General features: G+C 71.8%; 9 protein-coding genes and 1 tRNA gene. 8 read left to right on the plus strand and 2 right to left on the minus strand.

Translation table 11 applies throughout. The features are described from left to right. Window positions 1–158: 158 nt before the first annotated feature. Window positions 159–1,934: a phosphatidylglycerol lysyltransferase domain-containing protein gene (locus tag OG689_RS20855; RefSeq protein ID WP_266327307.1), complete on the minus strand. Its 1,776-nt coding sequence runs from the start codon at window positions 1,932–1,934 to the stop codon at window positions 159–161. A 360-nt stretch (window positions 1,935–2,294) separates the two neighbouring features. On the opposite strand from OG689_RS20855, the gene OG689_RS20860 reads away from it, so the two are divergent. Further along, window positions 2,295–2,966, plus strand: a complete 672-nt coding sequence (locus OG689_RS20860; RefSeq protein ID WP_266322428.1) for a response regulator transcription factor — start codon at window positions 2,295–2,297, stop codon at window positions 2,964–2,966. Further along, the gene (locus tag OG689_RS20865) at window positions 2,963–4,108 is read left to right on the plus strand and encodes a histidine kinase (protein ID WP_266322430.1); all 1,146 of its coding nucleotides are present in this window, start codon (window positions 2,963–2,965) and stop codon (window positions 4,106–4,108) included. Before OG689_RS20860 ends, OG689_RS20865 begins: the two co-directional genes overlap by 4 nt. 237 nt (window positions 4,109–4,345) lie before the next feature. Here OG689_RS20865 and OG689_RS20870 read toward each other — a convergent pair. After that, a tRNA-Leu gene (locus tag OG689_RS20870) sits at window positions 4,346–4,429 on the minus strand. Window positions 4,430–4,939: 510 nt separating this feature from the next. Between OG689_RS20870 and OG689_RS20875 the strand changes: the two genes are divergently transcribed. From OG689_RS20875 to pknB, 6 genes are all read left to right on the plus strand, one after another. Further along, the gene (locus tag OG689_RS20875) at window positions 4,940–5,830 is read left to right on the plus strand and encodes a DUF3662 and FHA domain-containing protein (RefSeq protein WP_266322431.1); all 891 of its coding nucleotides are present in this window, start codon (window positions 4,940–4,942) and stop codon (window positions 5,828–5,830) included. Between the two features lie 13 nt (window positions 5,831–5,843). Further along, window positions 5,844–6,389 (plus strand): FHA domain-containing protein, encoded by a 546-nt coding sequence (locus OG689_RS20880; RefSeq protein ID WP_266322433.1) that lies wholly within the window; start codon window positions 5,844–5,846, stop codon window positions 6,387–6,389. A 293-nt stretch (window positions 6,390–6,682) separates the two neighbouring features. Next, window positions 6,683–8,272, plus strand: a complete 1,590-nt coding sequence (locus tag OG689_RS20885; RefSeq protein WP_266322435.1) for a protein phosphatase 2C domain-containing protein — start codon at window positions 6,683–6,685, stop codon at window positions 8,270–8,272. Between the two features lie 241 nt (window positions 8,273–8,513). Then, complete coding sequence (locus OG689_RS20890; protein ID WP_266327309.1) at window positions 8,514–9,869, plus strand: FtsW/RodA/SpoVE family cell cycle protein; 1,356 nt, start codon at window positions 8,514–8,516, stop codon at window positions 9,867–9,869. Window positions 9,870–9,946: 77 nt separating this feature from the next. Next, window positions 9,947–11,404: a penicillin-binding transpeptidase domain-containing protein gene (locus OG689_RS20895; RefSeq protein WP_266322437.1), complete on the plus strand. Its 1,458-nt coding sequence runs from the start codon at window positions 9,947–9,949 to the stop codon at window positions 11,402–11,404. A gap of 261 nt (window positions 11,405–11,665) precedes the next feature. Continuing rightward, window positions 11,666–13,771, plus strand: coding sequence for a Stk1 family PASTA domain-containing Ser/Thr kinase (gene pknB / locus OG689_RS20900; RefSeq protein WP_266322439.1), 2,106 nt, complete (start codon window positions 11,666–11,668; stop codon window positions 13,769–13,771). The last annotated feature ends 173 nt before the right edge of the window (window positions 13,772–13,944 follow it).

Below are 13,944 nucleotides of genomic sequence, written 5' to 3' on the forward strand. Positions count from 1 at the left end.
TGCTCCCCGAAACCTCTACCACCACTCAACATTAGAAGGTGGTCAAAGAATCCTCATCGGCAATTCTGTCGATTCCACGTCATCCCAAAGTGGGAGATCGACGACCGAAACACCGTCATTCGGGTGATTCGGCTTCCCTCCGCCCCCCGGCGGAGGGACTACCCCTTCCCAGTCCGTTCCGCCGTAGGCACCCGGGGCCCCACCACAGCGGGACGGGCGTGTCGGCGACGGAACAGAGCGGGCAGGCTCGGTGCGGTGATGAAACCCTCGGCACGCGCGCTCGCGATGCCGATCCGCGGGATCTCGCTGCTCTTCTCGAACAGCAGATAACGCGGCTCCCAGATCGGCCGGTACTTCGCGTTCGCCCGGTAGAGCGATTCGATCTGCCACCAGCGCGAGAAGAACCCCAGCACGGAACGCCACAGCCGCAGCACCGGGCCGGCCCCCAGTTTCGAACCGCGCTCGAAGACCGACCGGAACATCGCGAAGTTCAGCGAGACCCGCTCCAGGTCGACCTCCCGGGCCCGCTGGAGAAGTTCGATCACCATGAACTCCATCAGGCCGTTCTCGGTGTCCCGGGCGCGGCGCATCAGGTCCAGCGAAAGCCCCTTCTCGCCCCAGGGCACGAAGCTCAGCAGGGCCTTCAGCTCGCCCTCGCCGTCATGGCACTCCAGCATCACGCAGCGGCCGTCGTCCGGGTCGCCGAGGCGGCCCAGCGCCATCGAGAAGCCGCGCTCGGTGGCGCCGTCCCGCCACTGGTCCGCCCGCTCGACCAGCTCGGCCATCTCGTACTCCGGCACGTCCTCGTGCCGCCGGATCCGCACCGTGTAGCCGGCCCGCTTGACCCGGTTGTAGGCCTGGCGGACCACCCGCATCGCCCGGCCGTCCAGCGAGAACTCGTCCAGCTCGACGATCGCCTCGTCGCCCAGCTCCAGCGCGTCCAGCCCGTGCCGGGCGTAGATCACCCCGGCCTCCTCGGAGGCCCCCATCACGGCCGGCGCCCAGGCGTGCTCGCGCGCCTCGGTCAGCCAGGCGTCGATCGCGCCCGGCCAGGCCTCCGGGTCACCGATCGGATCGCCCGAGGCCAGCGAGACCCCGCCGACCACCCGGTAGGTCACCGCCGCCTTGCCACTGGGGGAGAACACCACCGCCTTGTCCCGGCGCAGCGCGAAGTAGCCCAGCGAGTCCCGCCCGCCCTGCCGCTCCAGCAGGTCCCGCAGCCGCCGCTCGTCCTCCGGGGTGAGCAGCTCCTTGTCCTTGGGACTGCGGAAGGCCACGTAGATCACCAGCAGGAAGAGCACCGCGCTCATCGTGTTGATCACGGCGTTCACCCAGGTCGGCACGGAGATCACCGAGTCGAGGTGCTGGGACGGCGCGATGGTGACCATCCGGCCGAGCGCGTACCGGTAGAGGTCCCAGAACTGCGCGCCGGCCAGGGTGTTGTTCAGCCAGACCAGGAGCGCGCCGACCCCGGCCCCGGCCAGCAGGCCGGCCACGAAGGTGGCCGCCGCGGTCTTCGGGTTGGAGCTGTCGCCCTTGGAGGTGAACTCCTTGCGCCCGACCAGCAGAGCCACCAGGAACAGCCCGGTCAGCGTGATGGAGAACCAGTTGAAGGGATGCCTCGCGTAGTCGTAGCCGTCCTCCGGCGGCCACGCCATGAACAGCACGTAGACCAGGAAGGTCAGGCCGGCGAGTGCGGTGTTGAAGATCCAAGCGGCTCGCTTGCGCCGCCGCATGGCGACCGCCAGGAAGATCGAAAGGACCACCGAGCCGAGACCCGCGGTCAGCAGGTACGGCGTGAAGAACTCGCCCTCGTTGTGGTCCTGCACCTGGTCGCGGAACGGCACCGCGAGTACGGTCACCACGTTGAGCAGGGCCAGCAGCCGCAGGTACCAGACCGTCGCCGCCGCGGCCCTCGGGCGCCAGCGCGACATCGGCCCGGGCCGGTCCCCGGCGGGCGCTGCGGCGGACGGCTCCGGCTTCACAGTGGACGACACAGCTCTATTCCAAACGATCAGGTGACGGGACGCATCCGCGCAAGCGGGCTGCGGCCGGCGGCACCGACCGGTCCGCGTGGGCCGTCCTCGCCCGACGCGGCCCCGTTCGGCCCGCGCCCGCAGGGGCCGCTCATTCCATGGTTGCTCACCCGACATGAGAATTTCGTGAACCCGGTAGCCGATTCACACCCCCGCCGTTCGGCGGGGGTAACCGCCCCCCGGCCGGTACGCGGCGCCCCCGCACGGGCCCTAGGCTCGAACCGCCGCACCAGGACGGCCCGCAACCGAGGAGGGACCATGGCGACCACCCGTGTACTGATCGTGGACGACGAGATCCTGGTCCGCTCGGGCCTGGGACTGATCGTCGGCTCGGCCCCCGACCTGGAGGTGGTCGGCGACTGCTCCGGCGGCCAGGCCGAGGAGGACGTCCGCCGGCTGCACCCGCACGTGGTGCTGCTCGACATCCGGATGCCCGACCTGGACGGCATCTCCGTGCTCCGCCGGCTGCGGGCCCTGCCGGAGCCGCCGGCCGTGGCGATGCTCACCACCTTCGACACCGACGAGTACATCGGCACCGCGCTGAAGGCCGGCGCGGCCGGGTTCCTGCTCAAGGACACCGCGCCCGAGCAGCTGGTGCACGCGGTGCGCGTCCTGGCCGCCGGCGGCAACATCCTCTCCCCCACCGTCACCCGCACGGTGATCGGCGGCTACGTGGACGGCGGCGGTCCGGACGCCGACGCCACCGCGCTGGCCCGTACCCTCACCGGCCGCGAGCTCGACGTCCTGGCGCTGCTCGGCGAGGGCCTGTCCAACGCGGAGATCGCCGACCGGCTCTTCCTCGGCACCGGCACGGTCAAGGACCACATCAGCGCCATCCTGGGCAAGCTCGGCACCGTCAACCGCGTCCAGGCCGCCGTGGTCGCCCACCGGGCCGGCCTGGTGAAACCGCAGCCCCGCGACACCGTATGACCGCCGACCGGCCCCGCCGGCGGCCCGCCTGGACCGGCTCGCCCTGGGTGGCCCTCCTGCTGCCGGTGCTCTTCTCCCTGGTGGACGCCGCACTGGTGGCCCGGAACTCCTCCTGGTGGGAGAACGGCCTCTCGGTGCTGGCCGCGGTGGCCCTGCTGCTGCGTCGCCGCTTCCCGGTGCTGGTGCTGCTGCTGACCCTGCCGGGCAGCTTCCTGAACTACATCTGGATCGCGCCGGTCACCGCCGTGTACTCGGTAGCCGCGCACCGGTCCCGGGCCTGGGTGACCACCCTCGCCGCGACCGTGTTCGCCCTGGTCGAGTTCTTCCACTGGCCGTTCGCCGACCACCCGCTGGCCTTCGACCGGGACAACGCCCTGTACGCGATCCAGTGCGTGATGCTGGCCGCCGGCCCGGCCGCCCTCGGCCTGCTCTCCCGGACCAGGCGGGAACTGGCGACCAAGCTCGACGAACTGACCCGCGGCCAGGAGCGGGAGAGCCGGCTGCTGGCCGAGCGGGTGCTGATCAGCGAGCGTGGCCGGCTGGCCCGGGAGATGCACGACGTGGTCTCGCACCAGGTCAGCCTGATCAGCATCCAGGCCGGCGCCCTGCAGGTCAGCAGCGCCGACCCGGCCGCGGTCGCGACCGCCAGGACGATCCGCGAGCTCTCGGTGCGCACCCTGGAGGAGCTGCGCCAGATGGTCGGGGTCCTGCGGGCCTCCGGGGTCCGGCGGGACGTACCGCTGGCCCCCCAGCCCCGGCTGGCCGACCTGTGCCGGCTGATCCGGGAGAGCGGCCTGCCGGCCGACACCGAGATCAGCACCGGCGAACTGCCCTGGCCGGAGGCGGTGGAGCGGGCCGCCTACCGCACCGTCCAGGAGGCGCTCACCAACATCAGCAAGCACGCGCCGGACTCCGCCGTGGCGGTCAAGGTCTTGGCCCGCGGCGCCCGCCTGCGGGTCGAGGTCCGCAACGGCCCCCCGCCCGTCCCCTCCGGCGGCCACGGCGAAGTCCTCCCCGGCGGCGGCCACGGCCTGGTCGGCCTGCGCGAACGCGCCCAGCTCCTCGGCGGCACACTGACCGCCCGCCCGACCCCGGAAGGCGGCTTCGAAGTCCTCGCCGACCTCCCGGCCGCCCGGGACTGACCAAGCCGGCCCGAATTCCCGCCCCACGCCGTACGAACAAGGCCGGCTCCGGAACACCACCACCGTGCCCTGACCTCGGCCCCGCACGGACCGCGTCCGAGCCAAAGGGGCCCGCCGGCGCCGAAAGGAAGGAGCGCGGGAGCGACGACCGTCGGCGCCGGGTCGGAGGGCCCCGGCGGCGAGAGACGCCTAAAACAAGAAAGCCCCGCAGATCCGAAGATCTGCGGGGCCTCGCTGTGCGCGAGGGGGGAGTTGAACCCCCACGCCCTTTCGGGCACTGGAACCTGAATCCAGCGCGTCTGCCTATTCCGCCACCCGCGCATGGGTGATGTCGTAGATGCTATCCGATCCTCCGACCCGCTCCGCACCGTCTCCGGTGTTTCGCTGGCCTTCGGTCCGGCTGCCTTGCGGCCGCCCCTTCCGACATGGAAAACATTAGCACGCCCCTGGGGCTACCTCCGAATCCCTTTCCCCGGACCGTCCCGGCACCGCCCCTCGAAGTCGATCGGACGCGCCACCGGGGTGCCCCGCCGACGGCCGGGCGCATCCGAACGGCTGCCCCGCGAACAGGCGAGCGAGGGGTGAGCGGGCCTTCGGCCGGGTAGCCCTGCCTTGCCGGGCACCGGGGCGAACACCGGGGGGAACACCGGCGCGGACACCGGCGCGGGCGCAGTGTGCGCGAGCCCACCCCCGGGTACGACGCGGTCCGGGAACCGTACGGATGGCCCGGGCGTGGATACGATCAGTACGGAAGTACCGCAAGTAGGCGCGACCGGTTCCAGCCGACCCGGTCCGCGGACAAGCGACCGAACCCTTGGAAGGGGGTGCCCCGTGGGAGTCCTGAAGAAGTTCGAACAGCGGCTCGAGGGTCTCGTGAACGGCACCTTCGCCAAGGTGTTCAAGTCCGAGGTCCAGCCTGTGGAGATCGCCGGCGCTCTTCAGCGCGAGTGCGACAACAACGCCACGATCTGGAACCGCGACCGCACCGTCGTCCCCAACGATTTCATCGTGGAGCTCAGTCCGCACGACCACGAGCGGCTCAGCCCCTACTCCGGGCAGCTCGGCCAGGAGCTGGCCGGCATGGTCCGCGAGTACGCCGAGGCCCAGCGGTACAGCTTCATGGGTCCGCTCCAGGTCAACCTGGAGAAGGCGGACGATCTCGACACCGGCCTGTACCGGGTGCGCAGCCGCACGCTGGCCGCCGAGGAACCGCAGCAGCCGCACCAGCAGCCGCCGGCCCAGGGCGGGCAGCCGGGCTACGGCCGCCCGCCGGTGGCCGCCGCCCCCGGCGCACCGTGGCAGCAGCCCGGCGCGGCCCCGTACGGTGCGCCCCAGCCGCCGGCCGCGCCCCCCGCGATGCCCCCGGGCCCGCCGGCGCACCAGCCGGCCCCGGGCGGCAACAACGTGCGGCCGTTCCCCGGCGCGGGCCACGGCGGTACCGCCGTCCGGCGCTGGATCGAGGTCAACGGGTCGCGTCACCAGATCACCGGGAACGCCTGCGTGCTCGGCCGCTCCACCGAGGCGGACGTGCGCATCGACGACCCCGGGGTGTCCCGCAAGCACGCCGAGATCCGCCCGGGCACCCCCTCGATGGTGCTCGACCTCGGGTCGACGAACGGCATCGTGGTGGACGGACAGCACACCCAGCGCGCTACGCTCCGCGACGGCTCACGAATCGTCGTGGGTTCCACCACCATCGTCTACCGACAGGTCGAAGGGTAGAAGCGGGCCACTTATGTCAGAACTGACCCTGACGGTCATGCGGCTGGGCTTCCTCGCCGTGCTGTGGCTGTTCGTCATCGTCGCGGTCCAGGTGATCCGCAGCGACCTGTTCGGCACCAAGATCAACCCGCGCTCCTCCCGGCGGGCCGCCACCGCGCAGGCCGGCGCCGCGCCGCCCGGCCGTCCCGCCCAGGGCTCCGGTCCCGGCCAGGGGCAGGGCCAGAGCCAGCCGGCCGCCCCCGCCCAGCCCTCGCGGCGCCGGGGCGCACCGACCCAGCTGGTCGTGGTGCAGGGCTCGCTCGCCGGGACGACCGTGGCGCTGCAAGGGCAGACGATCACGCTCGGCCGCGCCCATGACTCGACGATCGTGCTGGACGACGACTACGCGTCCTCCCGGCATGCCAGGATCTACCCGGATCAGACTGGGCAGTGGACGGTCGAGGATCTAGGCTCCACCAACGGCACCTATCTGGACCGGCAGCGCCTCACGACGCCCACCCCGCTCCAGCCCGGCGTGCCGATCCGTATCGGCCGGACCGTCATCGAACTGCGGAAGTAGCAAGCGCATGAGGGACAACACCCCGTCCATGACCGGCCGGGACGGCAGCGGCAGCGCCGTCGCGGCCGTGCGCGCCGGTTCCCGTGGAATCCGCCGCAGCTCCGCCGACGCCCAGAGGGGGACACGGACCGCATGAGCGAGCGCAGCATCGGGGCTCACGCCTCCGGCCCGGCGGCCGGGGGGCAGCTCCCGGCCGGCCGGCCGGGGGAGCGGCACCACCGGGCCGACGGCCGGTGGGCACCTGTGAGCTCCGCGCCCGGCGTGGACGTGGCCGAGCGAAGCGAGGCAGGGAAATGAGCCTCGTGCTGCGCTTCGCCGCCGGCTCCCACAAGGGACTCATCCGGGAGGGGAACGAGGACTCCGGCTACGCCGGACCGCGGCTGCTGGCCGTGGCCGACGGCATGGGCGGGGCGGCGGCCGGCGAGGTCGCCTCCTCGGAGGTCCTCGGCTCGATCGTCCGGCTGGACGAGGACGTGCCCGGCGCCGACCTGCTGACCCTGCTCGGCGACGCCGTCCAGGGCGCCAACGACCGCCTGCGCCAGATGGTGGAGGAGGACCCGCAGCTCGAAGGCATGGGCTGCACCCTCACCGCGATGCTCTGGACCGGCCAGCGGATGGGCATGGTGCACGTCGGCGACTCGCGCGCCTACCTGCTGCGCGACGGCTCGCTGACCCAGATCACCCAGGACCACACCTGGGTGCAGCGCCTGGTCGACGAGGGCCGGATCACGCCGGAGGAGGCCGAGACCCACCCGCAGCGCTCGCTGCTGATGCGGGCGCTGGACGGCCGCGGCCAGGTCGAGCCCGACCTGTCGATCCGCGAGGTCCGGGCCGGCGACCGCTACCTGATCTGCTCCGACGGCCTGTCGGGCCCGGTCAGCCACCAGACGCTGGAGGAGACGCTCGGGAGCTTCTACTCCCCCGAGCAGACCGTCCAGGAGCTGATCCAGCTCGCCCTGCGCGGCGGCGGTCCCGACAACATCACCTGCATCGTGGCGGACGTCATCGACGTCGGCGCCACCGACACCCTCAGCGGCCTGCGCGGCGACGTCCCGGTGGTGGTCGGCGCGGTCGCCGAGACCCCGCCGGCCTCGGCCGCCGACCAGACGATCCTGAACACCCCGGCAGGGCGCGCGGCCGGCCTCGGCCGCCCCCCGCAGGGCGCCTTCGGCCCGGCCGAGGGCTACGAGGGCGGCTACGGCGCCGCACCGGGCGGCTTCGGTCCCGCCGAGGGCTACGAGGGCGGCTACGGCGCGTACGGCGCCGAGCAGCCCGGGTACGCCGACGAGGACGAGGACGGACCGGCCCGCAAGGGCAGGTGGGCGAAGCGCTCGGTGATCGGCCTGGTCACGCTCGGGCTGCTGGCCGGTGCCGGATACTTCGGCTGGCGCTGGACCCAGGACCAGTACTACGTCGGCGTGGACGGCGACCACGTCGCGGTCTACCAGGGCATCAACCAGAACCTGGCCGGGCTGAGCCTGTCCTCGGTGCACCAGACCTTCGGCGACGTCCAGGTGAAGTTCCTGCCGCCGGACCAGCGCACCCACGTCACCAACACGATCGCCGCCGTCAGCCTGGGCGACGCGAACGACAAGGTGAAGCAGCTCCAGGAGCAGGCCACGGTCTGCCGCAAGGTCTCCGAGGGCGCCAGGCCCGCGCAGGGCACCCCCGCCGAGCCGCCCGCCGCCGCACCCACGGCCACGCCGAGCAGCTCGCCGAGCGCCTCGCTGAACCACCCCGCGAGCCCCACCCCGGCGGTCGCGGCGGCCTCGCCCACGGCCACGGCGACGACCACGGCGGCGCCGGCGGTCTCGCCGCAGGGCGAGGTGCCGACCCTGACCGAGGAGGAGCAGAAGAAGGCCGCCTCCTGCCCGACGCCGTGACGGCGGGCAGTCCCGGGACGCCCGGCCCCGCACCGGCGGCCGGGCGCCGCAGACAGCACCAACCGAGCAGTACCGGCTCCGCCGTACGCGGGCCCGCCAGCCGTCGGGGAGCGGCCACCACGTGAGCACCTATGACCTGAGCAGCGGTCCGAACAGCCAGTCCGGCGACCGTCCGCCGGCCCCCGGCGCACCGGCCGGCGGCGGCGCCGCCCAGAGCGGTGCCCGGCGCCGGCGCGGCAACATCACCATCACCCCGCAGGGCACCCCGAACCGGCGCAACACCGAGCTGGCGCTGCTGGCCTTCGCGGTGCTGCTGCCCGTCCTCGCGTACGCCAACGTGGGCCTGGCGATCGACGGCAGCCTGCCGGCCGGCATGCTCGGCTACGGCCTGGGCATGGGCGCGCTGGCCCTGGTCGCGCACCTGGTGATGCGCCGCTGGGCGCCGTACGCCGACCCGCTGCTGCTGCCGCTGGCCACGCTGCTCAACGGGCTCGGCGTGGTGATGATCTGGCGGCTGGACAAGGCCGGGAAGCTGCTGGCCAAGAACTACCCGGCGGCGGCCAACCAGCTGATGTGGTCGGCGCTCGGCATCGCCTTCTTCATCGTGGTGATGGTGTTCCTGAAGGACCACCGGGTGCTGCAGCGCTACACCTACATCTCGATGGCGGTGGCCCTGGTGCTGCTGGCCGCGCCCGCGTTCTTCCCGTCCAGGGACGCCGACTTCGGCGCGAAGATCTGGATCCACCTCGGCCCGCTGTCGTTCCAGCCGGGCGAGTTCGCCAAGATCATCCTGACCGTCTTCTTCGCCGGCTACCTGATGGTCAAGCGGGACGCCCTGGCACTGGCCAGCCGGCGCTTCATGGGGCTGTACCTGCCGCGCGGCCGCGACCTCGGCCCGATCATCGCGATCTGGCTGGTCAGCCTGCTGATCCTGATCTTCGAGAACGACCTCGGCTCGTCCTTCCTGTTCTTCGGGCTCTTCGTGGTGATGCTGTACGTCGCCACCGAGCGCACCAGCTGGATCATCTTCGGCCTGCTGATGTCCGTCGGCGGGGCCGTCGTGGTGGGCTCCACCGCGAGCCACGTGAAGACCCGCATCGACGCCTGGCTCGACCCGATGGCGGCCTTCTCCGGCAAGGGCGGCAGCGACCAGATCGGCCAGTCCCTGATGGCGATGGGCTCGGGCGGGGTCACCGGCTCGGGCCTCGGCCAGGGCCGGTCCTGGCTGATCGGCTTCGCCGCGAAGAGCGACTTCATCATCGGCTCCTTCGGCGAGGAGCTCGGGCTCACCGGCCTGATGGCGATCTTCATGGTCTACGCCCTGATCGTGCAGCGCGGCCTGCGCACCGCGATCGCCGCCCGCGACCCGTTCGGCAAGCTGTTCGCCGTCGGGCTGTCCTCGGCGCTCGCGCTGCAGGTCTTCGTGGTGGCCGGCGGTGTCACCGGGCTGATCCCGCTGACCGGTATGACCATGCCGTTCATGGCCCAGGGCGGTTCGTCCGTGGTGGCCAACTGGGCGCTGATCGCCATCCTGCTGAAGATCAGCGACAGTGCCCGCCGTCCCGGGGTGGAACCGGCCCCGGCCAGCGAAACGTGATGACCAGTGCGACTGACTGACCAGCCGGCCCGCCGGCGACCCGATGCCGCGACCGGAACGAGGAGGGGACCCGTCTCATGAACAAGCCCATTCGCCGGGTCTCGATCTTCTGCCTCGTGCTGATCCTGGCCCTGATGGTGCGCACCAACTGGGTGCAGGGGGTGCAGGCCGACAGCCTCGCCTCCAACACCCACAACGACCGCAACAAGTACGACCGGTACGCCTATCCGCGCGGCAACATCATCGTCGACGGCGAGCGCGTCACCAGCTCCGACTTCGTGGACGGCCTGCGCTACAAGTACAAGCGCTCCTGGGTGAACGGCCCGCTCTACGCCCCGGTCACCGGGTACTCCTCGCAGTCCTTCGGCAGCAGCCAGCTGGAGTCCCTGGAGGACGGCTTCCTGGCCGGCACCGACGACCGGCTGTTCTTCCGGAACACCCTCGACATGCTGACCGGCAAGGAGAAGCAGGGCGGCGACGTGGTCACCACGATCAACGCCAAGGCCCAGAAGGCCGCCTTCGAGGGCCTCGGCAACAAGAAGGGCGCGGTCGTCGCCCTCGACCCGGCCACCGGCGCCATCCTCGCGCTGGTCTCCACCCCCTCCTACGACCCCGGCACCTTCGCCGGCGGCGGCGACGCGGACACCAAGGCCTGGACCGACCTCAACGCCGACGCCAACAAGCCGATGCTCAACCGGGCGCTGCGCGAGACCTATCCGCCCGGCTCCACCTTCAAGCTGGTGACCGCGGCCGCCGCGTTCGAGAACAACGTCTTCCAGAACATCGACGACAAGACCGAGACCCCGGACCCGTACACGCTGCCCGGGACCACCACCGAGCTGAAGAACGAGAGCGCCAACGAGCCCTGCGAGGGCGCCACGCTCAAGGTCGGCATGGACTTCTCCTGCAACACCGTCTACGGCAAGATCGGCGCCGACCTCGGCCGCGACAAGATGCGCGAGCAGGCCGAGAAGTTCGGCTTCAACACCACCGTGGACACCCCGATCCGGGCCGTGCAGAGCTTCTACCCGAAGGGCTCCAGCCCGGACGGCACGGCCCTGGACGCGATCGGCCAGCACGACACCCGGGCCACCCCGCTGCAGATGGCCATGGTCGCCTCCGCCATCGCCAACAACGGCTCGCTGATGCAGCCGTACCTGGTCGCGCAGGAGCGCTCGGCCAACCTGACCACCATCTCCCAGCACAGCGCCAAGCAGCTCGGCCAGGCGATCAGCCCGGCCACCGCGCAGAAGCTGCAGGACATGATGGTCAGCGTGGTGCAGAACGGCACCGGCAAGAACGCCCAGATCCCCGGCACCACCGTCGGCGGCAAGACCGGCACCGCCCAGCACGGCGAGGGCAACAACGGCCTGCCGTTCGCCTGGTTCGTCTCCTACGCCAAGGGCGCCGACAACAAGTCGGTGGCGGTCGCCGTGGTCGTCGAGGACGGTTCCAACAACCGCGACGGGATCAGCGGCGGGCGCCTCGCCGCCCCGATCGCCAAGGCTGTGATGCAGGCCACGCTCACCAAGTGACCCGACCCCTCCCGAGTGCGTGGATTGTCACAATCGGGAGCCCTCTTCCGATACCGGTCTGGTATCGGCCTCCGGCCGACTCCGGTTGTGCCGGGCGGGACCGGTAGCGTATCCGCAAGCAGCGGGTGTGCCCGTTGCCCGCCTGCGGGACGCCGTGGGGTCCGTGTCACAGAACCACCGTGGCCCGGACGGCGTCACACAGAGCGTGCGGGGACACCTACGTCACATCCTCACCGGCCGGTGAGGGAGAGGGTCGGAACTATGGAAGAGCCTCGTCGCCTAGGCGGCAGGTACGAGCTCGGCGGCGTCCTCGGACGCGGCGGCATGGCCGAGGTGTACCTCGCCCATGACTCCAGGCTCGGCCGCTCCGTCGCAGTGAAGACGCTCCGGGCCGACATGGCCCGGGATCCGTCGTTCCAGGCCCGGTTCCGCCGCGAGGCACAGTCCGCGGCGTCGCTGAACCACCCCGCCATCGTCGCCGTGTACGACACCGGCGAGGACTACATCGACAACATCTCCATCCCGTACATCGTGATGGAGTACGTCGAGGGCTCCACCCTGCGCGAGCTGCTGCACTCCGGCCGCCGGCTGCTGCCCGAGCGCGCGCTCGAGATGACCATCGGCATCCTGCAGGCCCTGGAGTACTCCCACCGGGCCGGCATCGTGCACCGCGACATCAAGCCCGCCAACGTGATGCTCACCCGGCAGGGCAACGTCAAGGTCATGGACTTCGGCATCGCCCGTGCGATGGGCGACGCCGGCATGACGATGACCCAGACCTCGGCCGTCATCGGCACCGCCCAGTACCTCTCCCCCGAGCAGGCCAAGGGTGAGCAGGTCGACGCGCGCTCCGACATCTACTCCACCGGCTGCCTGCTGTACGAGCTGCTCGCCGTGCGCCCGCCGTTCGTCGGCGACTCGCCGGTCGCGGTGGCGTACCAGCACGTCCGCGAGGAGGCCCAGCCGCCGTCGGTGTACGACCCGGAGCTGCGCCCCGAGATCGACGCGATCGTGCTGAAGGCGCTCACCAAGGACCGCGACTACCGCTACCAGTCCGCCGACGAGATGCGCGACGACATCGAGCGCTTCCTCGACGGCCTGCCGGTGGCGGCGGCCCAGCAGGCCGCGTACGGCATGGGCGCGGCCGGCGGGTACGGCTACGACCAGAACGGCCAGTACGCCCAGCACGACCCGTACGGCCAGACCAACATGCTCCCGCAGCAGCCCGGTGGCGGCCCCACCACGGTGCTGCCCCAGGTCGGCTCCCCGCAGCAGGGCTACGGCCCGCAGGGCGGCTACCAGGACGACGGCGGCTACCAGGGCCCCGGCGGCGGCAACGACGGCTACGACGACGGCTACGGCCGGGCCTCCCGGCGGGGCGAGCAGCCGCCGAAGAAGAGCAACACCTCCTGGATCGTGCTGGCCGTCGCGGCCGTGCTGGTCCTGGTCGGTACGTTCTTCGTCGCCCAGGCGATGTTCGGCGGCGGCACGAAGGACGCCGCCAAGATCGCCGCGCCCAGCCTGGTCGGCAAGAGCCTGGCCGAGGCCAAGACGGCCGCCCAGGCCGCCGGCGGCAAGCTGGTGGTCACCGAGGGCGAGCCGGTGGCCTGCCCCGACACCAAGATCCAGAAGTCCCAGGTCTGCAACCAGGACCCGGTGTCCGGCACCCAGATCGCGGAGACCGGCACCATCACGGTCCGGCTGTCCTCCGGGCCGGCCAAGGCCACCGTGCCCGGCGTGGTCGGCAAGGCCAAGGACGTGGCGACCAAGGCCCTGCAGGACGCCGGCTTCGCCAACGTCACCACCGAGTACAAGAACGACGACACCGCCCCGCTCGACCAGGTGACCGCCCAGGACCCGCCGGCCAACGGCGCCGCCGACCCGTCGGCGCCCGTCAAGCTGACGATCTCCCAGGGCAAGTCCAAGGTCGACGTCCCCGGTGTGGTGGGCCAGCCGGTGGCGACCGCCACCCAGGCCCTGCAGGACGCCGGCTTCCAGGTCGACTCCAGCAAGACCGTACCGGCCCCGGACCCCAGCAAGAACGGCCTGGTCGCCTCGCAGACCCCGGCCCCCAACAGCAAGGCCGCCGCCGGGACGAAGATCGTCCTGACGGTCTACAAGACCCCGGACAAGATCCCGGTGCCGGGCGACCTGCAGGGCAAGACCGTCAAGGACGCGATGGCCCAGCTGAAGTCCGCCGGCCTGCAGTGGACCTTCGCCGGCGCGGGCGGTGACAACGACAACATCGTCGTCCGCTACAGCCCGGGCGCCAACGAGCTGGTCGACCCGAACACCCCGATCCAGCTGCAGACGATGCCCGGCCCCAAAGGGAACGACTCCGGGCCACCGTCCCCGAACCGGCCGTAACGGCTGAGCCGTCGTACCCGTGATCGACCGAGCGGCCCGGCCGCTCACCGCAGGACAGCTGCCCGGAGGGGCCGCCGACGCCACCGGGCGCCGGCGGCCCCTCCGGCGTTCCGGCGCCCGTGCGGCGGTCCGGGCGCACGACGGCGGGCGAGCACGGCAGGGGAAACGGCAGG

The sequence above is a fragment of the Kitasatospora sp. NBC_00240 genome, from assembly GCF_026342405.1.
Classification (GTDB): domain Bacteria; phylum Actinomycetota; class Actinomycetes; order Streptomycetales; family Streptomycetaceae; genus Kitasatospora.

Excerpts from the sequence above, each read along its gene's own strand:
- OG689_RS20855 (WP_266327307.1), bottom strand. The coding sequence starts at position 1,934 with ATGTCGCGCTGGCGCCCGAGGGCCGCGGCGGCGACGGTCTGGTACCTG.
- OG689_RS20860 (WP_266322428.1), top strand. The coding sequence starts at position 2,295 with ATGGCGACCACCCGTGTACTGATCGTGGACGACGAGATCCTGGTCCGC.
- OG689_RS20865 (WP_266322430.1), top strand. The coding sequence starts at position 2,963 with ATGACCGCCGACCGGCCCCGCCGGCGGCCCGCCTGGACCGGCTCGCCC.
- OG689_RS20880 (WP_266322433.1), top strand. The coding sequence starts at position 5,844 with ATGTCAGAACTGACCCTGACGGTCATGCGGCTGGGCTTCCTCGCCGTG.
- OG689_RS20885 (WP_266322435.1), top strand. The coding sequence starts at position 6,683 with ATGAGCCTCGTGCTGCGCTTCGCCGCCGGCTCCCACAAGGGACTCATC.
- OG689_RS20895 (WP_266322437.1), top strand. The coding sequence starts at position 9,947 with ATGAACAAGCCCATTCGCCGGGTCTCGATCTTCTGCCTCGTGCTGATC.
- pknB (WP_266322439.1), top strand. The coding sequence starts at position 11,666 with ATGGAAGAGCCTCGTCGCCTAGGCGGCAGGTACGAGCTCGGCGGCGTC.